This window comes from Cryobacterium sp. TMT1-19 (genome assembly GCF_004403055.1).
Taxonomy (GTDB): domain Bacteria; phylum Actinomycetota; class Actinomycetes; order Actinomycetales; family Microbacteriaceae; genus Cryobacterium; species Cryobacterium sandaracinum.
This window is the reverse complement of record NZ_SOHB01000049.1, coordinates 76,478-100,728: the sequence shown is the minus strand read 5'-3', so window position 1 is coordinate 100,728 and position 24,251 is coordinate 76,478. Positions and strand designations below refer to the sequence as shown.

Below are 24,251 nucleotides of genomic sequence, written 5' to 3'. Positions count from 1 at the left end.
AGTTTCTTTCCTTTGACAGTCAGAAACCTAGACAGGAAGCGGCGTGCGGCCGTTAAGGCGCTCCGAAACACCCACGGATAGAGCAGGGGAGCCGAGATTCTGCCCGAATCGGCCCTGAAAACTCCGAAAAGGCAGTTGTGAACGAGAATCTCCGTCGAATTGGTTCACCACCGGATCGGGCGCTGCGCCTTCGAGGAACACTGCCCGGGCGGTGCAGTCGACTGACCGACCGGGAGCGACACAACCGATCGATTCGGACTCGCTTCTCTAACGCTCGGTGCGGGTGACGGTTGCACCCAGCACGTCGACGGCCAGCATCAGCGCCTGCCAGGGCGTTTCGGACTCGGCGGCGACGAGCTCGGCCGCGACGAGTCGCTGCCCTGGGTCACTGGCCAGCACCAGGATCGATGGGCCGGCGCCGGAGACGACGGCGGCGAAGCCGTGCTCCCGGAGCAGGGTGATCAGCCGGTTGGTCTCCGGCATGGCGGCGGCACGGTAGCTCTGGTGCAGTTTGTCCTCGGTGGCCGCGAGGAGCAGTTCGGGGCTCTGGATCAGGGCCGCGATCAGCAGGGCCGAGCGCGACAGGTTGAAGACGGCGTCTTCGTGCGGCACGCTCTCGGGCTGCAGGCTGCGGGCGAGCGCCGTGGACATGGCGTGCTCCGGAACGAACACGAGCGGCTTGACGCCGCGGTGCACCATCAGCTTCTTGTGGCGCGGTCCGTCGGGTGTCATCCACGCGATCGTGAGACCACCGAACAGGGCGGGCGCCACGTTGTCGGGGTGCCCCTCCATCTCAGTCGCGAGGGCCAGGAGCGCCTCCGCGTCGATGTCGACGATGCCCTCGAGCAGGCCCTTCGCGGCCATGATCCCGGCGACGATGGCGGCGCCGGACGAGCCCATGCCGCGGCCGTGCGGGATCTCGTTGTGGGCAACGAGGTTCAGTCCGGGCAGTTCCTGGCCGTAGGCGGCGAAGGCGTGGATGAGGGCGCGCACGACGAGGTTGGTCTCATCGGTGGGCACCACGCCTTCTCCGACGCCGTGCACCTCGACCGTGACGCCCGGCTCATCGCGAACGGAGACCTGGAGGTGGTCGTGGTGTGCCAGGGCCAGACCCAGGGTGTCGAAACCGGGGCCGAGGTTGGCCGTGGTCGCCGGCACCTGCACGGTGACGGAACGGCCCGAGAGCACCGACTTGCCGGAGAGGGCCTCGGCGATGGTCATTTCTGGACCAGCCCGAGGACGCTGGCGATTTCGGCGGTGTCGACAGGCACGATGGTCGGCTTGACGTCGGAGCCGTCCGCGGTGCGGAGCGCCCACTGCGGGTCCTTCAGACCGTGGCCGGTGACCGTGAGTACCACGGTGGAGCCGGCCGGGATGAGCCCGGCTTCGGCGCGTTCGAGCAGGCCGGCGACGCTGATCGCAGAGGCCGGCTCGACGAAGATGCCGACCTCGGCCGACAGGATGCGGTAGGCCTCGAGGATCTTATCGTCGCTGATCGCGCCGAAGTAGCCGTCGGTCAGGGTACGCGCGGCGAGGGCGAGGTCCCAGGATGCCGGGTTGCCGATGCGGATGGCGCTGGCGATGGTCTCCGGGTGGTCGACGCGGTGGCCGAGCACGATCGGGGCGCTGCCAGCAGCCTGGAACCCGAACATGCGCGGCAGCTTCGTAGTGGCGCCGCGCTCGAGCTCTTCGGTGTACCCGCGTGTGTAGGCGGTGTAGTTGCCAGCATTGCCGACGGGGACGATGTGGATGTCCGGCGCGTCTTCCAGCACCTCGACGACCTCGAAGGCGGCCGTTTTCTGGCCTTCGATCCGGTCGGGGTTGACCGAATTGACCAGGTGCACGGGGTAATTCGCGGAGAGGTCGCGGGCGATGTCGAGGCAGTCGTCGAAATTGCCCTGCACCTGCAGCAGCTGCGCGTTGTGTGCGATGGCCTGGCTGAGCTTGCCCATGGCGATCTTGCCCTCGGGCACCAGCACGACGGCCTGGATTCCGGCGTGGGTCGCGTAGGCGGCGGCCGACGCGGAGGTGTTGCCGGTGGACGCGCAGATGACGGCCTTGGCACCGTCTTCGACGGCCTTGGAGATGGCCATGGTCATGCCGCGGTCCTTGAAGGAACCGGTCGGGTTCATGCCCTCGTACTTGATCAAGACCTTCGCGCCCGTGCGAACGGAGAGCGCCGGAGCCGGAATCAGCGGGGTGCCCCCTTCGCCGAGAGTGATGATGGGCGTCGCATCCGTGATGTTGAGGCGGTCCGCGTACTCGCGCAGCACGCCGCGCCACTGCCGGGAAGCCGTCTTCACGACTGGTTTCGGCAGAGTCTCTCGTTCGCTGGACATCAGGCTCCTTCAACTCTCAAAACGGATGCGACATTGGTGACAAATCTGTTCGCGGCGAGGTCTGTCACGGTGGCCGCCAGGGCGGCCTCCGTAGCCTCGTGCGTTCCGATAACTAGGGTAGCCGTGGCGGAGACGGCGGAGCGACTCGCGGTGCCCGGCTGGGCCGGCGTCATCGACTGCTCGACCAGTGCCAGGGACACGCCGTGGTCGCTGAACACGCTGGCGAGCGTGGCGAGAACGCCGGGTTCGTCGGTGACTTCCAGGGTGACGGCGTAGCGCGTGACGATCTGGCCGATGTCGAAGACCGGCAGGTCGGCGTGCTGGGACGCGGGAACGCCGGGGCCACCGGCGATGTGGCGGCGGGCCAGTGACACCAGGTCGCCGAGCACGGCGGACGCCGTCTCCACTCCCCCGGCGCCGGCGCCGTAGAACATCAAGCTGCCGGCCGACTCCGCTTCGACAAAGACCGCGTTGTTGGCGCCGTGCACGGAGGCGAGCGGGTGGCTGCGGTGAACCATGGCCGGGTAGACCCGGGCGGAGACGCCCTGCTGGCCGCTTTCGGCGTCGACGAGGCGTTCGCAGATGGCGAGCAGCTTCACGACGTAGCCGGCCTTACGGGCTGAGTCGATCTGCGCGGGCGTGATGGCGGTGATGCCCTCGCGGTAGACGGATGCGAGCGGCACGGTCGTGTGGAAGGCGAGGCTGGCCAGAATGGCCGCCTTCTGCGCCGCGTCGTACCCGCCGATGTCGGCGGTCGGGTCGGCCTCGGCGTAGCCGAGGTCGGTGGCCAGGGCGAGAGCCGCCTCGAGGGTGTCCCCCTCAGTGTCCATCCGGTCGAGGATGAAGTTGGTGGTGCCGTTCACGATGCCGAGGATGCGGTTGACCTGGTCGCCGCCGAGACTCTCGCCGAGCGGCCGAACGATCGGGATCGCACCGGCCACGGCCGCCTCGTACTTGAGCTGTGCGCCGACCTGGTCGGCGGCGGCGAAGAGTTCGGGCCCGTGGGTGGCCAGCAACGCCTTGTTGGCGGTGACGACATCCGCCCCCGAGTTGATCGCCATCAGAATGTATGAGCGTGCGGGCTCGATGCCGCCCATCAACTCGATGACGACGTCGGCGCCGAGGATCAGGGTCTCGGCGTCGGTGGTGAACAGCTCGCGGGGCAGGTCGACGGTGCGCTCGGCGTCGACGTCGCGCACCAGGATGCCGACGAGCTCGAGGCTGGCACCCACCCGGTTGGCGAGTTCTTCACTGTTTTCGAGCAGCAGCCGGGCGACCTGGGCGCCGACGGAGCCGCCTCCCAGCAGTGCGACGCGCAGATTGCGGTATTCGATCATCGGGCGGGTTCCTTCGGTAGATCGGTCGAGCCGGTGGTCGAGCCGGTGGTCGAGCCGGTCGAGCCCGAGACCCCGGTGTCGCGGGCGAGCAGGTCGGCGATAGTCTCGCCGCGCACCAGCATCCGCGGGATGCCGTCGGCCACCGCGACCACGGCCGGCCGGCCGAGGAAGTTGTAGTTGTTCGACAGCGACCAGCAGTAGGCGCCGGTGGCCGCGACGGCCACCAGGTCGCCCGGGGCCACGTCGCCGGGGAGATAGTCAGCGTCGACGACGATGTCGCCGCTCTCGCAGTGCTTGCCGGCGAGGCGCACCAGCACCGGGTCGGCCGCCGACACGCGGCCGGCGAGCCGCACGGTGTAGTCGGCGCCGTAGAGGGCGGGGCGGGCGTTGTCGCTCATGCCTCCGTCGACACTGACATAGAGGCGCGGGTTGCCGGCCACGTCGACGGATTTGGTGGTTCCGACCTCGTAGAGGGTGATTCCGGCCGGGCCGATGATGTAACGTCCCGGCTCGAAGGCGACCACGGGCACCGGGATGCCGAGGGCGCTGCACTGCGCGGCGACGATGTCGGCCAGGCTGGCCGCGAGTTCGCCGATCGGGGTGGGGGTGTCGGCAAGGGTGTAGGCGATGCCGAAGCCGCCGCCGAGGTTCAGCTCGGGGACGGGGCCGCCTGCGAGCAGGGCGGCGTGCACGGCGAGGAGGCGCGACGCGGATTCGGCGAAGCCGTCGGCGCCGAAGATCTGCGAGCCGATGTGGCAGTGCAGGCCGCGGAAGCCCAGGCTCGGCTCGGCCCGGATGAGGCCCACCAGCGCCGCGGCGTCATCGAGCGTCACGCCGAACTTCTGGTCTTCGTGCGCCGTGGCGAGGAATGCGTGGGTGTGCGCGTGCACGCCGCTGTTCACGCGCAGCCGAACGGCCTGCACGATGCCGTGCCGGGCGGCGGCCGCGGCGACGCGCCCGATTTCGACCAGGCTGTCGATCACGATGGTGCCGACGCCGACGCGGCAGGCCTCGTCGATCTCGGCCAGGGATTTGTTGTTGCCGTGATAGCCGAGCCGGTTCGGCGGGCTGCCGGCCGCCAGCGCCACGGCGAGTTCGCCGCCGCTGCAGACGTCGATGTTGAGACCTTCGGCCAGCATCCAACGGGCGATCTCGGTGGACAGGAACGCCTTGCCGGCGTAGTAGATGTGCACGCTCGTGCCGATGCGGGCGAACTCGGCCTCGAAGGCGGCGCGGAGCGAGGCCGCGCGGGCGCGGGCATCCGTTTCGTCGACCAGATAAAGAGGAGTGCCGAATTCGGCGGCCAGGGCGGAGGCGGTGCAGCCGCCGATGAGGAGTTCCCCCCGCGGGGTGCGGTCGATGGTGGCCGGCCAGAGGCCATCGGCGAGCGCATTGGCGTCGTCGGGCAGGCAAAGCCAGTCGGGGGCGAGCGGGTTGGTGGCCACGGGTGAAAACCTCACGGGAAATGTCGAGTGGGTGTCTCACTGAGTGGCGAGCGAACCCGGATTGGTCCCTGAAGCCAGTGAAAGGATGCCGTCGGCTGCGACCGGGGACCTGACCCGAGTGTAGCGAACGCCGCCGGTGCGCGCCGAATCGCGTTACGTCCCGCTGCGTGGCGGGCTGCGCGGGCTGGGCAGCGGGGCGGGCCGCGATCAGACCAGCGCGGCGGTTTCGGCCACGTCGACGATCCACGCCTCCGGGTCGCTCATGACCGACGAGCCGCTGCTAGTCCAGATGCGCCGCATCTTGAGGAGCATCTTCTCCGCCTCCCGGACGGAGCCCAATTCCAGGTCGACCATGACGAAGTTCGGAACAGTCACCGAGCGGAGGATCGTGTAGCGGATCACCCCCGATCCGCGGCGGTCGGCCGGGTCCAGGTCGAAGGCGCGTTTCCAGCGGTCATAGTCGGGCACTGGGTGCTGAATGCGCAACAACGTCATGGTGCCTCCTCGAAAAGGCGAATGCGCGACCGGCGGATACCTCGAGTGTACGACCCCGCGGGCGTCGTGTCAGGCCCCGGTTTGATCACGGTCCGAACGATGTGCGAGCGTGTCGGCGTGCTGCAAGGGCGTGAAGTGCGGGGTCAACCGGCGGTGCAGCTGCCGAGGGTGGTCAACGACTGACGGCTCAGCGTCAACGAGCTCGACTGCAGCGTGAGTCGCGCTCGATCCGCGGTCACGTTCACTCCGGCGAGGGTGACCCCCTCGGGGAGGTACTGGGCCACGCAGATGCGGAGCGGTTCCTCACCCAGAACACGAGACAGCAGGTTGCCGGCGTCGATGCTGCCGCCGCCTGAGGTGACGCTGGCACCGCTCGGCGTGAGCAGCAGTGCGTCGGCGCCCACGCTCGGCGTCGCCGAGGCGCGGTAGCCGATCGGGAAGCCGAGCACCTCCAGGCTGCCGCTGTAGCTGATCTCGTCCTTCCCGAGTTCGACGCCGGCGTCGGGGACATTGCTCGGCAGAGCCTGGCTCAGCAGGGTGTTGAGGGAGTCGGGTTCGAGGTCGATGATGCCGCGCACGTCGCCGACGGGCTGGGATTGGTCGAGCGGGACATCCGTCGCCACGACGTGCACGGATGCCGGCACGCCGTCCACGGTCAGGGTGCCTGATTCCAGGGCCACCCGGTCGAAGCTGCCGCCGAGGTACTGCGCGATGACCGACAGGCCTCCGATGGAGACGGCCACGTCCCCGGTCACGGTGTCGGGCAGGTTCGAGGCGATCTCCTGCTCGATCTGGCCCTCGGCGTAGCTGCGCAGTCCCCCGTCGACGAAGAAGAAAGCAGCGACGAGCCCGACCACAACCAGACCCGCGACGATGAACGCCCCGAGCCCGCGACGACGGGATTTCCTGGCGGACGCGTCCATGCCTACATGCGTTCCGGTGCGGAGACGCCGAGCAGGCCGAGGCCGTTGCGGATGACCTGGCCGGTGGCGTCGTTGAGCCAGAGCCGGGTGCGGTGCAGGTCGGTGATCGGTTCGTCGCCGAGCGGGATCACCCGGCAGCTGTCGTACCAGCGGTGGTAGTAGCCGGCAACCTCTTCGATGTAGCGGGCGATACGGTGGGGCTCGCGCAGTTCGGCGGCCTGCGCGACGACGCGCGGGTATTCCTGCAACACGCCGAGCAGGGCCGATTCGCTGTCGTGGGTGAGCAGCTCTGGGGCGAATGCGGTGCGTTCCACCCCCGCGGTGGCCGCGTTGCGGGCGACTGAGCAGGTACGGGCATGCGCATACTGCACGTAGAAGACCGGGTTCTCGTTGGTGCGCTTGCCGAGCAGGTCGAGGTCGATGTCGAGCTGGGTGTCGCTGCTGGACCGCACCAGGGAGTAGCGGCCGGCGTCCACGCCGACGGCGTCGACGAGGTCGTCGAGGGTGACGATCGTTCCGTTCCGTTTGCTCATGCGCACCGGTTCGCCGTTGCGCAGCAGGTTGACCATCTGTCCGATCAGGATCTGCAGGTTCACGCCGGGCACGTCGCCGAACGCCTCGACCATGGCCATCATGCGGCCGACATAGCCATGGTGGTCGGCGCCGAGCATGATCAAGTTCTGGTCGAAACCGCGCTCACGCTTGTCGAGGTAGTAGCCGAGGTCGCCGGAGATGTAGGCCGGTTCGCCGTTGGAACGGATGATGACGCGGTCGCGGTCATCGCCGAACGTGGTCGTGCGCAGCCAAATGGCCCCGTCTTCTTCGAAGATGTGGCCCTGTTCGCGCAGCCGTTCGATGGCCCGGTTGACGGCGCCGGACTCGTGCAGGGAGTCTTCGTGGAAGTACACGTCGAAGTCCACGCCGAAGCCGTGCAGCTTCTCCTTGATCTCGGTGAACATCAAATCGACGCCGACGCTGCGGAAGACTTCCTGCTGCTCATCGCGGGCCAGCACCGCGATGTCGCCTTCGTGGCTGGCCACGACCTGGTCGGCGATGTCTCCGATGTAGGCGCCGCCGTAACCGTCTTCGGGGGTGGGCTCGCCCAGATAGCCGGCGAGCACGCTGCGGGCGAAGCGGTCGATCTGCGAGCCGTGGTCGTTGAAGTAGTACTCGCGGGTGACGTCGGCGCCCTCCGCCTGCAGCACCCGGGCCAGGCTGTCACCCACGGCCGCCCAGCGCACGCCGCCCATGTGGATGGGGCCGGTGGGATTGGCGGACACGAATTCGAGGTTGATCTTGAGGCCGTCGTAGAGGTGCCCGGTGCCGTAAGCGGGGCCCGCATCGACGATGGTCTTGGCGAGTGCGCCGGCGGCGGCGGCCTCGAGACGGATGTTGATGAAGCCGGGTCCGGCGACGTCCACCGAGGCCACGTCGGGAAGCTGTTCCAGGCCGGCAGCCAGTTCGGCGGCCACCTCGCGCGGGTTGGAGCCGAGTGGCTTGGCGATCTTCATCGCGATGCTGGAGGCCCAATCACCGTGGTCGCGGTTTCTCGGACGCTCGAGGGTGACATCCGCCCCGGTCAGGTTGACGTCGGTCACGTCGATTCCGGCCTCGCGTCGACGCTCGCTCAACTGGAGGATGAGGTCGAGCAGGGATTGGGAAAGCTCAGCGGGAGTCACGACAAGCAAGCTTACCGGCCCGGTCACAGACAACCCTCTTGGTAAGGTCAAGCGTGACTCACTCCCTCTCGCCCAGACTCCCGCGCGGACGGCTCCTGCGCACCACCCTTCTCCTTGCCACCGGCACGGTCGCCGTCGTGGCGCTGGCTGCCTGCGGTTCGGGTTCCACCCCGGAAAGCAGCCCGTCGGCAGCGTCGCCATCATCTACTCCCGGGTCGACGTCGGACGCGACGCAGACACCGGGGCCCACCGCGACGCCGACGCCCACCCCCACGGCAGCAGGCACCCCGGTCACATTTACCTGCGACCAGGTGCTCACCCTAGACGACGTCTACGCCTTCAACCCGAGCTACGGCACCGCCCCCGGTTTCGAGCCGACCATCGCCGCGGGTCAGACGGCGGCAGAGTACCAGGGGCTGAATTGCGGACTGCTCAATCAATCCAGCGACGGAACGATCGAGGTCTCGGTGACCCAGCCCAACGACGTGCTGCTGTCGCAGCTGAAGAACGATGCCATCAGCTCCAGCCAGATCGTTCCCACGTATGGCACGCTGCCCGCCGTCGAGGGCTATTTTTCGGCTGCCGGCGGCACTGGTGTGGCCCAGGTCTTCACCTCCACCTACTGGATCACGGTGGGCTCGAGCGAGTTCGTCGAGCCGGGCGACGCCGAGTCACTCGTTTCCGCGGCGATCGCGAACCTGCAGTAACACGCCCGGGCGGACCGCGCGGCGGAACCCACCTGAACCTGCCCGAACCTGCCGAATTCGGCCTTTCCGGTCGAGTTCGGGTGGTGTGCCGGGCGGGCTCGACCGCATCCGTCGAACTCGATGCGGAACATCGCCTGCCCGGATGCTGATAACCTAGTGCTTTCCCTGGCCCCCATAGCTCAGGGGATAGAGCACTGCCCTCCGGAGGCAGGGGCGGCAGTTCGAATCTGCCTGGGGGCACAACAGTCAGAGTTCGTGCGAACACTCGGGTCGCGGGCTAATCGGTGACAAGATCTGAAGGCTTTGTTACGCCGTTTGCCCACACTGGCCCACAGTTCCTCGCCGCCGACTCTGATGCCCTGCCGCTCGGCTACGCCCGGATCCCGGCACCCCGCTGCCGGCCTACCGGCTCAGTGCCTACCGGCTCAGTGCCTACCGGCTCAGTGCCTACCGGCTCAGTGCGGAAACCATCGCGCAAGGCGAACTCGATGCGCGGACCGGGGAACTCAACAGGGCGCGGATGCGTGACCCGGTAGGTGTGCGGCATGAAGCCCTCGCCGACGAGGCTCGGCGTCGCTATGCCGTGGTCGCACCGGTCACCCGCGCTACCGACAGGTCAGCGATGACCATTGAGCCACACCGGGGCGGGACCGCCGCCATCCGATGGGTACGCAGATCAGCTGAGGAGCGCGACGGGATCACGTGGACGTCGGCGCCCGCGGCGGTCGGGTCTGGGAGCACGTCGTCGGAGCCCCACCGCAACGACTCGAGACCGCGGTACTTACAGACGATGGCCGGGGAAGGGCTGCCACCAAGACCTTCCCCCCGTTCGAATCCGGAGGCAGCGAGGTTGCTGTGCCCCGGCCCCTCCGGAATCGCGTGCAACGCGGAGAATACCGCTACCGCCTCTGAAGCTCCGGGCCCGGTGGTGGACCGGTTCGACGGAGATTCTGGTCTGAAACCACATTTTTGGGTTTCCTGGGGCAGTTTCGGGCAGAATCTCCGTCGAATTCGTTCGGGAGAGAGTTGCTGCTCAGCCTGTGACGAGAAGACACGGGAGTCCCGGAACGCTCGCTCGGGAACCACGGACCGCTCCCTCAGAAGTCGCGGAACCCACGCTCATCCCGCGTCGCGGTCGATCGCCTGTGCCGGTTTGGAAGCAACTGCCCCGCCCCTCCCTCGAAACCCGGTGACGGCCCGTCCGGAGATTCCCGCGACGCGGGTCGAGCCCGTCGAGACCAAGAGCTACAGCGCTGCCCGCTTGCTCGGCAGTGCCACCAGCGTCTGCTCCGGATCTACCTCGACCGGTGGCCCAAGCCAGTACTGCGTTCCGGTGCGGCTGATCGTCCAGTGCTGGTTGTGCAGCAGCAGATGGTGGGGATGACAGAGGAGTACCCCGTCGGCGAGGTCCGTATACCCGTTGTTTTTGAGCCATTCGTTGATGTGGTGCGCTTCTGCCCACGCTGGCGGTTTCTCACAGTCGACCCAGAGACATCCGCCGTCACGGACTGCCATTGCGGCGCGCTGTTTCTCGGTGAAGAGTCGTTCTTCGCGGCCGACGTTGATGATCTGGCCGTTGTCGTCGAATTTGATGCCGCGGGTCCCGGTGTCGCAGAGCAGCCGGTCGATGGTCTCCTGCGAGATCGGGACCGGGTTGCCCTCGATCTGCCCGTGGCCGGCCGGTGCGGCCGGCTGCCGCGCCTCTGCTTCCTGCGCGTCTGCTTCCGGCTTGAGCGCCTTCTCGGTCACGATCACGCGCACCGAGGGTCGGCGCCCGCCGAAGACCCGGCCCGGGTCGGCCTCGCCGGCGATTTTGAGCAGCTGCACGAGGGAGTCAGCGGCGATCTGTTCGGTCGTGCGGGGGTCGTCTTGCATCTTCTTTGCCCAGGCCGCCCGCTCTGCATCCACGAATCGCACCCCGCCGCGGCGCGGGCCCGTGATCGAGTCGAACGTGGAGAGCATGAACTCGCCGTCTTCGGGGGCAAACAGCCCGCTGAGTCGTACGTTGCCGTTGCCCAGCCGGTAGACCCGCAGGTAGCGGTCGTCGGAGGCCTGCTTCTCCCGGGCGGCGATGCCGGCCTCGTCAAGCTGGTCGCGCATCCGTCTCGCCCATTTGAACACCTGATCGGCATTCAGTGACGACGCCTCCGCCAGGAGCGCCTCCAGCGCCACCGCGAGCTTCTCGGCGGTGACCGAGGCGTCGATCTGGCCCAGCCCCGCGCGGATCGACTCGGCCGCGTCGACGGAAAGGGTTCCGGCGGTGACGGCCCGGGCGATCGGTGCCTGCCACGGCACCTTCGCCTCGAATTCGGCGACCTCGGCGGCATCCCTGTCGGGCGAGGAGAGCGCCGCCTCGACGAGCCTGTCGGCCGCCTCGGCATCGGCCATCATGGTGCCGACTGCGACCAGCTTGTAGGCGTCGCCCTTGGACGAGCCGGTCGAGTTCTGGATCAGGGCCACCGGCGAGAGGTACCCCTGCTGCGCCGCCAGGCCCGAGTGCCCGAGCTCCGGTCGGGAACGCTCGGCGATGGTCGCCGCCATCCAGGCGGCATAGGTATCGACGAGACGGCGGATCGAAGCGATTCGCTTCTGACCGGCCAACACCTCGGCATCAGGAAGGGCCGCGAGATCGGCGCATGATGAGCCCAGCAGGGCCACGGCATCGGCCGCCTGCCTGAGGTCTTCCGCGAGGTTGGTCATGTTACGAGGATACCTCATTGCGTACACATAGTCGAGAATTTGTCAGATAGTTGAGGATTTTTGGAGGTTGAGATTCGAAGTCCTGTTCATCGATCTTGGAGGCATCGCTTCGGGTCTCGCCCAGCTCTACCACCGGGTCGGGAGCCCTCTGAGGCTGGGCGGCCGCCCCGTTGTCCCCGGGAAAAGCCGGGCCTACCATGTGTCGCAGCCCCACTTCGGGAACCGAGCGTCGTTGCCGTGCCTCGGCGGGTTGCCGCACACAGGTCTCGGGCATTGCTCCGGATGTCCGCGTCCTGCACATCACAGGACGGGACTGACCATGAGCACGTATCTGTTTGAAGTGAACTACGTGGGCGAAGGTATCAGGGGCCTCATGCGCGAAGGCGGTACCGGCCGTCGGGAGACGCTGGTCGCAGCCCTCAAATCGGTGGGTGGGTCGGTCGAGAGTTTCTACTACGCCTTCGGGGAGACCGACGTTCTGGGGGTCATCGAGGTTCCGGAGCCGTCCGACGCCGCCAAGAAAACGCCGGCGTATCGGGCTCCCGGCCAGTAGGTCTGCAGCGGCGTTCTCCCGCTCTAGCGCAGCATCCATGGGCACTCGGATGCGGTGACGCCCCGAGCCGGATGGCCATCGGCTGACACCTACTCCGCCCAGTTGCCCGGAACGATGACGACCAGTCTGCAGCGCGGACATCGGTGACAGGACTCGAGCCCCTGAGCGGTGTCCACACCGTCGGGGGTCATTTCGGCCCCGCACGCCGGACACACCGGGCCGTCACCGTCGAGGGCGAACTCTTCCATTACTCCAGTCTGCGGCGTCCGTGCGGGCCGGTGCCGCGGCAACCGTCTCGCGCGCATCGTGCGCCGTTGCGCGCGTGGCACGCAAGGCGCGCAGCGGCGCAGCGGCGCAGCTCCGGCGCGACGCCGACTGGCGGCGACGCGGAAAGGGAATCGGTACGCGACGCGGAAAGGGAATCGGCACGCGAAGCGGAAAGGGAAACAGTGCGGGAACGACCGGGCTCTGTGCCATGCTGACCGAATCGACGATCGGGGGCTCTCAGTGGTGCGTGACCACGGCTTCAAAGACGCGTACTCGCTGGCCCAGCGCGATCCGGCCTACCTCGCGGCGGTTCGGGTCGCTTACTCGGGAGAGAAGAACGTGCTCAACGCCCTGTGGTGGGCGACTCACCCCGCCGAGGCGGCACCGGATGGCTCACCGTCCCCGGCAAACCAGCTGCGCGACCTCCAGAAGCGCGTCTTCTCGGCGAACGGCGACTCCGTCGGCGATCCGAAGGCCACCGCCGCACTGCGGGAGCTGCAGGCCACGGTGGCCGCCGACCGTGCCGCGATCGCCGCCGCGATCCGTGCGGCCGAATTCGCGGTCAACACCCAGCCGCCCCGCTCCCCCGGTGAGTCGACGGCACCGAGGAAGACTGGTCCCCGGACGATGCACGAGGGGACGTCCGAGGGTTCGCTTCAACCGTTTTTCGAGGAGGTACTCGACGAGACTGCGCTGCCCGCCAGCGGACGCGACCGCAACGCTCTCCTGGTTCTCGGCATCCTTGTCGCACTGGGTGTCGGTTTCGTCGTCGGCACTCTAACGAATGCCTCGCTCGTCACCGCATCGCCTTCTGCGGATCCCGTGAACGCGGAGGACACCTGCGGCCAAGTGAGTGACGTTGTGACGCTGATGCACAATGCGTACGGTTCGCTGCTAGCAGTGCCCTCAACCCAGCAGGAGTTCGAGGGAGCCGCACGGCTCGTTGCGCGGCTGAGCGCCCGCGTGGACACCGTGCCCGGCTCCGCGGTGGCGGACCAGGTGGAGGCCCTGAAGGGCCTGCTGCCGTCGTCGGCCAGCGAGCAAATCGATCCGCTGTCGACAGAGTGGGGGCAGGCTCTGGCCCGTGTCAGCGCGGCCTGCAGCGCTGCCGGGTTCGACATCAGCGTGGACGCCTGGATTGGCGGCTGACGGCACCGGCCCGGTCGGGAGCGCGATTTCTCGGATGCATGGACCTTCGGTTTGATGAGCTGGACTTTCCGTCTTGGCCGCCCGCTCCGCGCGATCAGGCGGTGCGCTATACGCCCGCCAGAATCGCGGTGCCGAGCTCGGCCGGCCCGGTGAACTGGAGCCAGTGCCCGGTGGGCAGGTCCACGTACTCGACGTCGTGCAGGCGGGCCAGCTCCGCCACAAACGGATACCCGGCGGCAATCCACTCGGTGAGCAGCGCGGACGATCTCGCAGGAGCGGTGCGGAGGCATGGGCTGCCGGGGGACATCCGGTGCGCCCGCAGCACTAACCTCGGAGATTTTCGCGACACGCCGCTCAGGCTGGCCCCCGAACCGGCGTTTCCCGAAAATCTCCGCGATTACGTGACGACGGATGCCTGTCAGCGAGCCCGTGTTCCACGAGCGCTCGCACGGCGAATCCTTCCTCCACCTCGTCGCGGCACGGTCCCGCTACCCGGGCTTGTGGATCCTCGACGAGCCGGAGTCGGCCCTCTCCTTCACCGGTTCTCTCGCCCTGATCCGCCACCTGCAGGACATCCTGGACGCGGGCGGATCCCAGGTCATCCTCTCGACGCACTCCCCGATCCTGGCGTCGCTCCCGGGCGCCGCCATCTACGAGGTCGGGCCCTGGGGTTACCGCCCGTGCGCCTGGGAAGACCTTGACCTGGTGCGCGACTGGCGCTCCTTCCTGGAGGCCCCGGAGCGCTACCTGCGGCACCTGTTCTGACCCGGGGCAACCGATGGCCACCGGCCGCGACCGGCACCCGCTCTCACCATCGGTCGGGCCTCAGTTCTGCAGGAACGTGGTGACGTACGCCACCGTGTCGGCCGGGCTGACCCCCAGCTCCCGCAGCCGTTCGACATAGGTCTTTGCCGCGCCGAGCGCCTGCTGTTCGACCGAGTCCGGTGCGGCCTTGACGAAGGAACCGGCCCTGCCGCGGGTCTCGATGAACCCCCCAGCCTCGAGTTCCTTGTAGGCACGCGCCACGGTGTTCGGCGCGAGCACCAGGTCAGCGGCGAGCCTGCGCACCGTGGGCAGGCGTGTTCCCGCGACCATGTCCCCGCTCCGGATGTGCGCAATGACCTGCACGCGCAGCTGGTCGAACGGCGGCGTCGCCGAACGCGGGTCGATGCGGAGAATCACTGCGGGCCGACCGGGCGCGAACCGGCATCCGCGTGGAGGGTTCGCCGAAAGTGCCGCCGTGACGAGGTGAGAACGGATGCGGCGGCGGCGAGATCCAGGATCGCGGCCGAGCGAAGCGAATCGAAGATCATGTCGGACCACACGTCACCGAGCATCGAAACCCCGTTATGTTCTTCGTTTTGTGTCAGCCTATCAATACAATCATAAGCACACAACAGGGATCCCGACGTCGGATACACGGTTGACCGCCGAATTCACCCCGTCCGGTCGAGTTCGCCCCGGCTCGGCTCGGTTCAGCGGGCCAGCATGTCCGGCAGCAGCGGCGAGAAGATCACGACGAAAGCCAGCACATTCAGGGCCACCGTGCCCCAGAACGCCTGCCGAAAACCGGCCTTCTTGGTTTTGTGCCGCAGCACCTGCTGCGCCACGATCGCGCCCGGCCAGCCGCCGGCGAATCCGAGCAGCAGCAGGGTGTTCTCCGGCACCCGCCAGCGCGCGGCGACCGCTGCGGACTTGTCCACGGCGTAGGCGACGAAGCAGGCGAGGCTGACGGCCAGGTAGAACGCGGCCACCCAGATCGAGACCGGTCGGTAGGCGTCGACGACGAGGTAGATCGACGTGAAGGCGACGATGGCGAGGTAGGCGACGGCTCCCGAACCGGTGCGGGCGGGCATCCGTCGCCGCGTGTCGGTCTGCCTCGTGCGTGGGGACTGCCGCCTGGGCCTGGTCTGTCTCATCTGTGTCTCCTCGCGGCAGCAGCTCAGTCGAGGAAGTCGCGAACGACGGTGTCGAGGGCCGCGACCGTCAACGCGATCGAGCCGATGTCGATGCGCTCGTCGTTGCCGTGGAACAGCTGCCGGAAGGTGCCGTAGTCCCAGTGCCGGCCGAGCAGCGCGAAACCGTAGGCAGGGACGCCGCGGCGGCGGTAGAACCGCGCATCGGAGCCGCCGACGCTGAGCACCGGGAGCAGGTCGGCGTCGGGGTAGGCCCGGCGCACGGCCTTGCCGAGCGAGTGGAACAGCGGCGTGTCGACCGCGGACCGGGTGGCCGCGGCGAATTCGTCGCCCTCGATCGTGACCTCGTCGGCCAGGTCGCCGAGCGCCTCCCGCAGGTAGGCGTCGACGTCGGCGGCTGACAGGTCGGGCAGCACCCGGATATCGAGGGTGATCGTGGCGAGCGCGGGGATGACGTTGTCCTTCACCCCGGCCCGCACGATGTTGGGCGAGATGGTGGTGTGGGTGGATGCGTGCGCGAACCCGGCCAGGCTGCCGAGGTCGTTCAGGGCGCCGTCGATGCGGTGCGGGTCGAGCAGGCGGGCGGCAAGGTCGGGTTCCAGTTCGAGGGCCTGCACATATCGGCGCCAGTCGGCGGTGATCTGCACCGGAGCGCGGTAGCGGGCCAGGCGCCCCACGGCATCCGCAGCGATCACCGCGGCGTTGCGCGCGCCCCACGGGGCCGACCCATGGCCGGGGGTGCCGCGCACGGAAAGGCGCCGACCGGCGATACCTTTTTCGCCGACGGCCGTCGAGATCAGCGGCCGCGGCCCGACCATGGCCCCGCCGGACTCGGTGAGCACGGCGTCCGCGTCGATCAGATCGAGCCGGTGCTCGGTGAGCCATTCCACGCCGAAGTGGCTGCCGTCTTCCTCGTCGGCAACCGCGGCGAAGATGAGGTCGCCGCGCGGCCGGAACGGTCCGGTCGCAATGGCCCGGGTGACGACCGCGTAACTGGCGGTCAGGTAGAGCATGTCGAGGGCGCCGCGTCCCCAGATCTCGCCGTCGATGATCTCGGCGCCGAAGGGGTCGCGGCTCCAGCCGCCGTCGTCGATCGGCACCACGTCGAGGTGGCCGACCAGGGCGAGCGTGGGCGCCGTGGGATCGGTGCCCCGGATGCGAGCGATCAGGGAGGCGCGGCCCGGATGCGGTTCGACCACCTCGAGGTCGAGTCCCGACCCGGAGAAGAACCCCTCGAGCGTACGCACGCTGCGAATCTCGCCGCCCGAATCGGGAGTGCCGTCGTTGACGCAGGCGTTGCGGATGAGGTCGCGCAGCAGGTCCACCGTCTGGCGGGTCAGGGCTTCATGGTCGCTCATGCGCATGCTGGACGGATATGGTGCGCGACAGTCGATTCCATGGTGGCGGCCAGTCCTTTTGTAAAGTGCCTGAACTCTACCGGGTGAGATCGGCCGCGGCGCACGCCTGGGCGGCGGCCGCCCGGGAAACCGCGTAGCGGATGTGCACCCGGAGCGGTGAGCCGACGGGAATCTTCGGATGCTGGAACTCGGCGGTCGCGGTCATCCCGAGTCGTTCCATCACGGCCCGCGACGGTTCGTTGATGACCGCCGTGATCGCCTGCACCTGTTCGAGCTCGAGCCGCCCAAAAGCGACATCGAGGGCCGCCCGGGCGGCTTCGGTGGCGTAGCCCTGGCCCCAGAAGGAGCGGGCCAGCCGCCAGCCGACCTCGAGCCCGCCGGGTCCGGGGATGAACGCGGGCACGGGAGCGAGCCCGGTGAAGCCGATGAAGTCACCCGTCGACTGTTTCTCGAGCGCCCAGAGCCCGTAGCCGTGCGTCTCGAAGAGCCGGTCGGCCCGGCCGGCGAGCGCGTCGCTCTGGGTCCGGGTCAGCCGAGACGGGAAGTACCGCATCACCTCCGGGTCCTCCCCCATCGCGGCGAACGGCGCCAGGTCTGACTCACGCCAACGGCGCAGCAGGAGGCGGGCGGTGCGGGTCTCGAGCGGCATCCGTCCAGACTAGTGACCCGGACCCCTGCGGGTGGTCAGGGAATCCAGTTGAACTCGTCCGGGTCGGGGCCGGTGCGCTCGTCGCGGTTCAACGCTGTGATCGCAGCCAGGTCGTCGGCAGTCAATTCGAAGTCGAAGAGCGCGAAGTTCTCCTCGACCCGGCTGCGGGTGACGGACTTCGGGAACACGATGTCGCCACGCTGCAGGTGCCAGCGCAGGGTGACCTGAGCGGCAGAGCGGCCCAGGCGGCCGGCGATGGCCGTGATCACGGGGTCGCCGAGCACCCTGCCCTGTGCGATGGGCGACCACGCTTCGGTCACGATGCCGTGCTGCGTGTTGAACGCGCGCACGTTGTTTTGGGTCAGGTACGGGTGCACCTCGATCTGGTTGACGGCCGGCACTGTGCCGGTCTCGTCGAGGAGGCGCCGCAGGTGCTGCGGCTGGAAGTTGGAGACGCCGATGGTCTTCACCCGCCCGGAGGCGTGCATCTCCTCCAACGCCTTCCAGGTCTCGACGAAGTCGCCGACGGCCGGCAGCGGCCAGTGAATCAGGAAGAGGTCGAGGTAGTCGAAGCCGAGGGTCTCGAGCGTCTGCTCGAAGGCGGCCAGGGCATCAGTTCGGGAGTGGAAGCCGTTGTTGAGCTTGCTCGTGACGAAGACGTCAGTCCGATCCAGGCCGGATTCGCGCACGGCCTCGCCGACGCCCTGCTCGTTGCCGTACATCTCGGCGGTGTCGATGTGGCGGTAGCCCACCTCGAGGGCGGCGAGCGTCGACCGCCTGGTGTCGGCCGGCTCAATTTGGTACACGCCGAACCCGAGCTGCGGGATCGTCTCTCCGTTGTTGAGGGTGATGCGGGGAATGGATGTCGTCGGTGCTGCGGTCATGTCGTAGAGCTCCTTCTGTCGACGAGGCGCACGGAGAAGACTGCGCGCCCCACCCTGAACTAAACGGCGCACGGTGAAGCGAATTCCCGTTCAGGGCCGATCGACAGGCTCGAGACCCGGCGGGCGCCGGCGAGGTGCTCGACGACCTCGACCTGACCAACGGGGGTGTCGTCGATGATCTGCAGCCCGCGGCAGATGCCCAGCCAGCCGGCCGCCGTGACAGTGGGCAACAGTGGTACTCCTGCCTGGGCGGTGGACGGGCCTGTGTCGCCGTCCTATGCTCAATCTGGGAACGCCCGAGTGTCGATGGTGGTGTGAGGATGGGGTCCATGCGGTCACGGTGGTTGATTCCGGTCGCGGTTGCGGCGGTTCTGAGCTTTGCGATGTCCAGCGCGTCGGCGCCCACGGCGGCTTGGGCGCAAAACCCGGTCGACTTCGGCGCCAGCCACATCGTCGACACGGTCGACGCCGTCACCGCCCGCGCCGACGAGGTCACGGCCGCGTTCGACGAGCTCTATTCCGAGACCGGGGCCGACCTCTTCGTGGCCTATGTCGACAGTTTCACCGGGGTCGAGGACCGCGAGCAGTGGGCCGACCAGACGGCTGACAACAACGGCTTCGGCACCAACGACGTGCTGCTGGCCATAGCGACGGATGACCGCCAGTACCAACTTTCCGTGGCCCCCGACTCCGCCCTGACGGATGCCCAGCTCCAGGAGATCGAGACCGTCGCCATCGAGCCGGCTCTGCGCCAAAACGACTGGGCCGGCGCCGCGATCGCCGCAGCCGAGGGTTTCTCCGCGGCTCTGCGGGGCGAGCCGGTCTCGGCCGGCGAGATCACCCCCGGGGACGAAAGCCCCGGCGGCGGTGCCGGCGGGTTCCTCATCGTCGTGTTCGTGGTCATCGCCGTGCTGGTGCTTCTGGTCGCCGGAGCGGTCATCCTGCTCGCCCGACGCGGGCGGGGGCGTACCCTGCCAGCCGGAGCCGGAGCGCCGACCGGGCTGCAGGCCCTGCCGACGCCCGAGCTCAAGCGGCGAGCCTCGAGCACCCTCGTGCAGACCGACGACGCGATCCGTTCCAGTGAGCAGGAGCTCGGCTTCGCGATCGCCCAGTACGGCACGGAGGTCACCACCGCCTTCCGGGCCGCGCTCGAAACGGCGCAGAAGCAGCTCAGCCAGGCGTTCACCCTGCAGCAGAAGCTCGACGACGCCGAGCCGGACTCCGAAGAGCAGGCGCGCGCCTGGTACGCCGCGATCATCGACCTCTGCAGCCAGGCCAACCTCACCCTCGATGCGCAGGCCGACGACTTCGACGAACTGCGCCAGCTGGAGAAGAACGCGCCGGAGGTCGCCGCTGCCGTGTCCCAGGGCGCCGAGGCCGTGCGGGCCCGGCTCGCCGGCAGCGAGGAGAGCCTGGCGGCCCTGGCCGCCCGGTACACCGACGTGGCGCTCGGCACGGTTGCCGACAACCCGGCCGAGGCCCGCGAGCGTCTCGCCTTCACGGAGACCGCTCTGGCCCGGGCCACCACCCGGCTGGGTGCCGGCGATACGGCGGCCGCGGCCGTGGACATCCGTGCGGCCGAGGTATCGGTCGACCAGGCGCGGTTGCTCCTGGACGCCGTGGACCGCCTGGGCACCGACCTCGCCGGCGCGATCCGGCAGATGGCGGCCACGGTCGCCGAGCTGCAGACCGATCTGGTGACCGCGCGCGGCCTGCCCACGTCGACCGAGGCCGCCGCCGCGCTGCCGGGAGTGATCAGCCAGACCGAACAGACCCTCGCCGAGGTGCGCGCTCGCTCCGCGGCCGGCCGGATCAACCCGCTCGAGGTGATGGCGATGCTCGACGCCGCCAACACCGCGATGGATGCCGCGCTGCAGGGCGTGCGGGACGCCGAGGCGCAGGTCCAGCGTGCCAGGGCCGCCCTCAACCAGAACCTGCTCGCCGCGCGCGGGCAGGTGTCGGCCGCGGAAGACTTCATCAGCGCCCGGCGCGGGGCGGTGGGCGCGGAGGCGCGCACCCGGGTCGCCGAGGCTGGCAGGGTTCTCGTGGAGGCCGAATCGCTGGCCGCCACCGACCCGGGTGCCGCTCTCGCCGCCTCGCAACGGGCCAACTCCCTGGCCGCGGCCGCCATCGTCGGCGCCCGGAACGACGTCGACGGGTTCGCCGGCCAGGTTCCGGGCGGCCGCGGTCCCGGCTACCGAGCCGGCGGCAGCGGCGGGAACGGGGTCATGGGGGCCGTGCTCGGCGGCATCCTGATCAACACAATCCTCTCCGGCGGCGGGGGTGGCGGGGGTGGCAGGGGTGGCATGCTCGGTGGCGGCGGCGGCGGCCGCGGCGGCGGCTTCGGCATGCCCGGCGGCTTCGGCATGCCCGGCGGCTTCGGCATGCCCGGCGGCTTCGGCGGTGCCGGTTCCCGCTCACGCCGGGGCGGGGGCGGGCGGTTCTAGAAACCGGCGCCGTCGCAGCCGTTTCAGCCGTTTCAGCCGTCGCAGCCGTCGCAGCCCGCACGGCGGCCCACACGTCTTGACCAGCACAAACCGACACACTGGAGGTCAGCCGATGCTCCGGAACTCGAAAGGACACCGCACAATGACGAAACAGTCCATATTTGGCCGTATCTCCCAGTTGGCGAAAGCGAACATCAACGCGCTTCTGGACTCCGCCGAGGACCCGCAGAAGATGCTCGACCAGATGGTTCGCGACTACACCAACAGCATCGCCGACGCGGAGAGCGCGATCGCCGAGACGATCGGCAATCTGCGCCTGCTCGAGGACGACTACCGGGAAGACGTCGAGGCCGCGACCGAGTGGGGTGGCAAGGCCCTGGCCGCGAGCCGCAAGGCCGACCAGCTGCGCACCGCCGGAAACGCGGCCGACGCCGACCGTTTCGACAACCTCGCCAAGGTCGCCCTCGGCCGTCAGATGCAGTCGGAGAAAGAGGCGAAGCTGGCCGAGCCTCAGATTGCCTCGCAGACGGCCGTCGTGGCCCAGCTCAAGGACGGCCTCAACAACATGAAGGAGAAGCTCAACCAGCTCTCCGCCAAGCGCAGCGAACTGATCGCCCGGTCGAAGACCGCCGAGGCGCAGACCAAGGTGATGGATGCCGTCAAGAGCATCGACCTGATGGACCCCACCAGCGAGGTCAGCCGCTTCGAGGACAAGATCCGCCGCGAGGAGGCCCGCGTTCGGGGCGCCAGCGAGCTGGCCGCGTCGAGCCTGGACGCCCAGTTCGAGAGCCTCGAGGACCTCGGCGAGCTCACCGAGGTCGACGCCCGCCTCGCCGCGCTCAAATCCGGCGGCGCCGGCTCCATCACGCAGTAGCCTTCAGCCTCCAGCGCAACCGAGCGCCGACGGGAACATCCCGTCGGCGCCCGGCGTTGTACCTAGCATGACAACTCTTGGAATCATCGGCGCCGGCAACATCGGCAGTCAGCTCGCACGACTCGGCGTGGCCAACGGATACGACGTGGTCGTGAGCAATTCGCGCGGCCCCGAAACCCTCACTGACCTGATCGACGAGCTCGGCCCGCACTCCCGCGCCGCGACCCCCGCCGAGGCCGCCGCGGCCGGCGACCTCGTGGTCGTGACCATCCCGCTGAACCAGATCCACACCCTGCCCACGACGGAGCTGGCCGGCAAGCTCGTGATCGATACGAACAACTACTACCCGCAGCGCGACGGCGACATCGCCGCACTCGACGACGAGAGCACCACCACGGCCGAGCTGCTCCGCGATCGCCTGCTGGAGTCCACGATCGTAAAGGCGTTCAACCACATCTATGCCGCCGATCTCACCGAGCACGGTCAGCCGGCCGGGTCCGTCAACCGGCGCGCCCTGGTCATCGCCAGCGACGACGCCTCCGCCGCCGCTACCGTGACCGCACTGCTGGACCGCTTCGGCTACGACACCGTCAACGTCGGCGCGCTCAGCGAGGGCTGGCGCATCCAGCGGGACACCCCCGGCTACGGCCCGCGCTTGAACGCGGCCGAGTTGCGGGACGCGACGGACGCCGCTGCGCGCTACCGCGATCAATAGGCGCTGCGCGTAGATCGGCCCGATCCAGCACGAAAATCCCGCGCGCGGGGAAGCTCTGGGAGCATACTGAAGTATGGCTCCCTCCTTCGTTGTCGTGCCACAGTGGCAGGGTTCGGTTTCTCCGCGCGCGATGCGCCTGAGTGACGGGGCGGAGGCGATCCGAGGTGATCTTCCCTCCTCCGTCACCCGTGAAGTGCCGGTGCCGGTCGAGGCCGGCGATTCTCTCGACACCGGCATCGACCGCTTCTCCACCCTGATGATGGTGCGCGAACGCCTCACGGCTGCACTGCGCGGCGGCGCTGGCCCGGTGGTCACGATCGGCGGCGACAACGGGGTGTCCCTGGCGGCCGTCGAGCATGCGTCGCGGCAGCATCCTGATGACCTGGCCGTGGTCTGGCTCGACGCCCACCCCGACCTGCACACCCCCGACACCTCACCGTCCGGAGGTTTCACGGGGATGGTGCTGCGCGCCATCACCGGCGAGGGTGCCGACGGCCTGACCCTCGACCCGGGTGAGCGCGTTCCTCTGGAACGCGTCGTGATCGGCGGCGCGCGCGCCATCGACCCGGCCGAGGACGCTCTGATCCAGGACCGCGGAATAGTGAGTCTCCCGGTCGAGGACCTCGACCCTCCCGACGCGCTCGTCGCGGCCCTGCGCGCCACGGGCGTGGGCACCTTCTACCTACACCTCGACCTGGACGTGCTCGACCCGTCGGCGCTGGCCGGCCTGGCCGACCTCTACCCGTTCGGGCTGAGCGTCGACACCCTGAACCGGCTGATCACCGCCCTGCGCGCCGAATTCGAACTGGCCGGCGCCACCATCGCCGGCTTCGCCCCGGCCTCGCCGGGGGCCGCCACCGACGACCTGCCGAGCATCCTGCGCATCATCGGCGCGCTGACCCGCCCTGCTCAGCCATAGCATGTTACCGACGCGCCAGCGTCACGAGGCCAAGGGAGGCATCCGTGAACGAGCAGCACTCCGTTTCCGATCCGTCGAGGATCATCACCGAGAGGCGCGGGCACGTGCTGCTCATCGGGTTCAACCGCCCGGAGAAGCGCAACGCCGCCGATCTGGCGCTGCTGACGCAGTTGGCCCTCGCCTACGGTGAACTCGACCGCGACCCTGAGCTGCGGGTCGGCCTCGTCTACGCGGTCGGCGACCACTTCACCGCCGGCCTCGACCTGGCCGACATCGGCCCCCGGCTTGGCCCCGACGGCCTCGACATGGTGCCGCCCGGCGGCATCCATCCGTGGCAGGTCGACGGGCCAAGCGTGTCCAAGCCCGTGGTGATGGCCGTGCAGGGCACCTGCCTCACCCTCGGCATCGAGCTGATGCTCGCGAGCGACATCTCCGTGGCGTCAGAGTCCACCCGCTTCGGCCAGATCGAGGTGGCGCGCGGCATCCTGCCGTTCGGCGGCGCGACCATCCGCTTCCCGCGCGCGGCCGGCTGGGGCAACGCCATGCGCTGGATGCTCACCGGCGACATGTTCGACGCCCGCGAGGCCCACCGCATCGGGCTCGTGCAGGAAGTCGTGCCGGACGGCACCCAGTTCGAGCGCGCGCTGGAATTGGCCGAGCGGATCGCCGCCCAGGCCCCGCTGGCCGTGCAGGCCACGCTGGCCAACGCCCGCACGGCCGCGCGGGAGGGTGCCGCGGCCGCCGAGGCGGGGCTACAGCCGGCCCTGGCCCGCCTGGCCGCGACCGAAGATTCCCGCATCGGCATGGAGGCATTCGTCAGCCGTCGGCCGGCTACTTTCGTGGGTCGTTAGGCTGGCAGCACCACCTCATCGGAACTACAGCACCACTCATCTGC

General features: G+C 68.8%; 25 protein-coding genes, 1 tRNA gene and 1 pseudogene. 10 read left to right on the top strand and 17 right to left on the bottom strand.

Features of this window, described 5'->3' with window-relative positions; genetic code table 11:
* Positions 1-267: 267 nt before the first annotated feature.
* The 7 genes from thrB to argS form a co-directional block, all read right to left on the bottom strand.
* Positions 268-1,221 (bottom strand): homoserine kinase, encoded by a 954-nt coding sequence (thrB, locus tag E3T40_RS13030; RefSeq protein ID WP_104194086.1) that lies wholly within the window; start codon positions 1,219-1,221, stop codon positions 268-270.
* Positions 1,218-2,339, bottom strand: a complete 1,122-nt coding sequence (gene thrC, locus E3T40_RS13025; protein ID WP_104169774.1) for a threonine synthase — start codon at positions 2,337-2,339, stop codon at positions 1,218-1,220. Before thrC ends, thrB begins: the two co-directional genes overlap by 4 nt.
* Positions 2,339-3,676: a homoserine dehydrogenase gene (locus E3T40_RS13020; protein ID WP_104169773.1), complete on the bottom strand. Its 1,338-nt coding sequence runs from the start codon at positions 3,674-3,676 to the stop codon at positions 2,339-2,341. The genes thrC and E3T40_RS13020 overlap by 1 nt, the downstream gene beginning before the upstream one ends.
* Positions 3,673-5,121: a diaminopimelate decarboxylase gene (gene lysA, locus E3T40_RS13015; RefSeq protein WP_134544025.1), complete on the bottom strand. Its 1,449-nt coding sequence runs from the start codon at positions 5,119-5,121 to the stop codon at positions 3,673-3,675. Before lysA ends, E3T40_RS13020 begins: the two co-directional genes overlap by 4 nt.
* Positions 5,122-5,328: 207 nt before the next feature.
* Positions 5,329-5,616, bottom strand: a complete 288-nt coding sequence (locus E3T40_RS13010) for a hypothetical protein (RefSeq protein WP_134544023.1) — start codon at positions 5,614-5,616, stop codon at positions 5,329-5,331.
* 143 nt (positions 5,617-5,759) lie between these two features.
* Positions 5,760-6,539 carry a DUF2993 domain-containing protein gene (locus E3T40_RS13005; RefSeq protein WP_134544020.1) on the bottom strand — a complete coding sequence of 260 codons (780 nt, stop codon included), beginning with the start codon at positions 6,537-6,539 and terminating at the stop codon, positions 5,760-5,762.
* Positions 6,540-6,541: 2 nt separating this feature from the next.
* On the bottom strand, positions 6,542-8,218 hold the full coding sequence (gene argS / locus E3T40_RS13000) for an arginine--tRNA ligase (RefSeq protein ID WP_104169769.1): 1,677 nt from the start codon (positions 8,216-8,218) through the stop codon (positions 6,542-6,544).
* 53 nt (positions 8,219-8,271) lie between these two features.
* Here argS and E3T40_RS12995 point away from each other — a divergent pair, with 53 nt between their 5' ends.
* The gene (locus E3T40_RS12995; protein WP_134544017.1) at positions 8,272-8,925 is read left to right on the top strand and encodes an iron ABC transporter ATP-binding protein; all 654 of its coding nucleotides are present in this window, start codon (positions 8,272-8,274) and stop codon (positions 8,923-8,925) included.
* A 168-nt stretch (positions 8,926-9,093) separates the two neighbouring features.
* Positions 9,094-9,165, top strand: a tRNA-Arg gene (locus E3T40_RS12990).
* Between the two features lie 1,005 nt (positions 9,166-10,170).
* Here E3T40_RS12990 and E3T40_RS12985 read toward each other — a convergent pair.
* Positions 10,171-11,625 carry a DUF222 domain-containing protein gene (locus E3T40_RS12985; RefSeq protein WP_166786637.1) on the bottom strand — a complete coding sequence of 485 codons (1,455 nt, stop codon included), beginning with the start codon at positions 11,623-11,625 and terminating at the stop codon, positions 10,171-10,173.
* Positions 11,626-11,944: 319 nt separating this feature from the next.
* On the opposite strand from E3T40_RS12985, the gene E3T40_RS12980 reads away from it, so the two are divergent.
* Complete coding sequence (locus tag E3T40_RS12980; RefSeq protein WP_134544012.1) at positions 11,945-12,178, top strand: GYD domain-containing protein; 234 nt, start codon at positions 11,945-11,947, stop codon at positions 12,176-12,178.
* Positions 12,179-12,267: 89 nt separating this feature from the next.
* On the opposite strand, the gene E3T40_RS16400 is transcribed toward E3T40_RS12980, so the two are convergent.
* The gene (locus tag E3T40_RS16400) at positions 12,268-12,426 is read right to left on the bottom strand and encodes a hypothetical protein (RefSeq protein ID WP_166786636.1); all 159 of its coding nucleotides are present in this window, start codon (positions 12,424-12,426) and stop codon (positions 12,268-12,270) included.
* A gap of 259 nt (positions 12,427-12,685) precedes the next feature.
* Between E3T40_RS16400 and E3T40_RS12975 the strand changes: the two genes are divergently transcribed.
* Complete coding sequence (locus E3T40_RS12975; protein WP_134544010.1) at positions 12,686-13,594, top strand: hypothetical protein; 909 nt, start codon at positions 12,686-12,688, stop codon at positions 13,592-13,594.
* A 106-nt stretch (positions 13,595-13,700) separates the two neighbouring features.
* Here the strand turns inward: E3T40_RS12975 and E3T40_RS12970 are convergent.
* Positions 13,701-13,856 (bottom strand): annotated as a pseudogene (locus E3T40_RS12970) (alpha/beta hydrolase); the annotation flags it as partial.
* A 149-nt stretch (positions 13,857-14,005) separates the two neighbouring features.
* On the opposite strand from E3T40_RS12970, the gene E3T40_RS12965 reads away from it, so the two are divergent.
* Positions 14,006-14,359: an AAA family ATPase gene (locus E3T40_RS12965; RefSeq protein WP_174843669.1), complete on the top strand. Its 354-nt coding sequence runs from the start codon at positions 14,006-14,008 to the stop codon at positions 14,357-14,359.
* A 60-nt stretch (positions 14,360-14,419) separates the two neighbouring features.
* On the opposite strand, the gene E3T40_RS12960 is transcribed toward E3T40_RS12965, so the two are convergent.
* From E3T40_RS12960 to E3T40_RS16390, 7 genes are all read right to left on the bottom strand, one after another.
* Positions 14,420-14,776, bottom strand: coding sequence for a GntR family transcriptional regulator (locus E3T40_RS12960; RefSeq protein WP_166786635.1), 357 nt, complete (start codon positions 14,774-14,776; stop codon positions 14,420-14,422).
* Entirely contained in the window at positions 14,773-14,931 is a 159-nt protein-coding gene (locus E3T40_RS16395) for a hypothetical protein (protein WP_166786634.1), read from the bottom strand. The genes E3T40_RS12960 and E3T40_RS16395 overlap by 4 nt, the downstream gene beginning before the upstream one ends.
* A gap of 138 nt (positions 14,932-15,069) precedes the next feature.
* Positions 15,070-15,513, bottom strand: coding sequence for a DUF1294 domain-containing protein (locus E3T40_RS12955; RefSeq protein ID WP_134544008.1), 444 nt, complete (start codon positions 15,511-15,513; stop codon positions 15,070-15,072).
* Positions 15,514-15,536: 23 nt separating this feature from the next.
* On the bottom strand, positions 15,537-16,868 hold the full coding sequence (locus E3T40_RS12950; protein WP_134544005.1) for a M20/M25/M40 family metallo-hydrolase: 1,332 nt from the start codon (positions 16,866-16,868) through the stop codon (positions 15,537-15,539).
* 76 nt (positions 16,869-16,944) lie between these two features.
* The gene (locus tag E3T40_RS12945) at positions 16,945-17,517 is read right to left on the bottom strand and encodes a GNAT family N-acetyltransferase (protein WP_104169761.1); all 573 of its coding nucleotides are present in this window, start codon (positions 17,515-17,517) and stop codon (positions 16,945-16,947) included.
* 35 nt (positions 17,518-17,552) lie between these two features.
* Positions 17,553-18,401, bottom strand: coding sequence for an aldo/keto reductase (locus E3T40_RS12940; RefSeq protein ID WP_134544003.1), 849 nt, complete (start codon positions 18,399-18,401; stop codon positions 17,553-17,555).
* A gap of 59 nt (positions 18,402-18,460) precedes the next feature.
* The gene (locus E3T40_RS16390; protein ID WP_158251998.1) at positions 18,461-18,631 is read right to left on the bottom strand and encodes a hypothetical protein; all 171 of its coding nucleotides are present in this window, start codon (positions 18,629-18,631) and stop codon (positions 18,461-18,463) included.
* A gap of 99 nt (positions 18,632-18,730) precedes the next feature.
* Here E3T40_RS16390 and E3T40_RS17360 point away from each other — a divergent pair, with 99 nt between their 5' ends.
* From E3T40_RS17360 to E3T40_RS12915, 5 genes are all read left to right on the top strand, one after another.
* Complete coding sequence (locus E3T40_RS17360) at positions 18,731-20,848, top strand: TPM domain-containing protein (RefSeq protein WP_134544000.1); 2,118 nt, start codon at positions 18,731-18,733, stop codon at positions 20,846-20,848.
* Between the two features lie 142 nt (positions 20,849-20,990).
* On the top strand, positions 20,991-21,722 hold the full coding sequence (locus E3T40_RS12930) for a PspA/IM30 family protein (protein ID WP_134543997.1): 732 nt from the start codon (positions 20,991-20,993) through the stop codon (positions 21,720-21,722).
* Between the two features lie 67 nt (positions 21,723-21,789).
* Positions 21,790-22,437 (top strand): NADPH-dependent F420 reductase, encoded by a 648-nt coding sequence (locus tag E3T40_RS12925; protein WP_134543995.1) that lies wholly within the window; start codon positions 21,790-21,792, stop codon positions 22,435-22,437.
* A gap of 73 nt (positions 22,438-22,510) precedes the next feature.
* Positions 22,511-23,356, top strand: a complete 846-nt coding sequence (locus E3T40_RS12920; protein WP_134543993.1) for an arginase family protein — start codon at positions 22,511-22,513, stop codon at positions 23,354-23,356.
* A gap of 44 nt (positions 23,357-23,400) precedes the next feature.
* Complete coding sequence (locus E3T40_RS12915; RefSeq protein WP_233191189.1) at positions 23,401-24,207, top strand: crotonase/enoyl-CoA hydratase family protein; 807 nt, start codon at positions 23,401-23,403, stop codon at positions 24,205-24,207.
* The last annotated feature ends 44 nt before the right edge of the window (positions 24,208-24,251 follow it).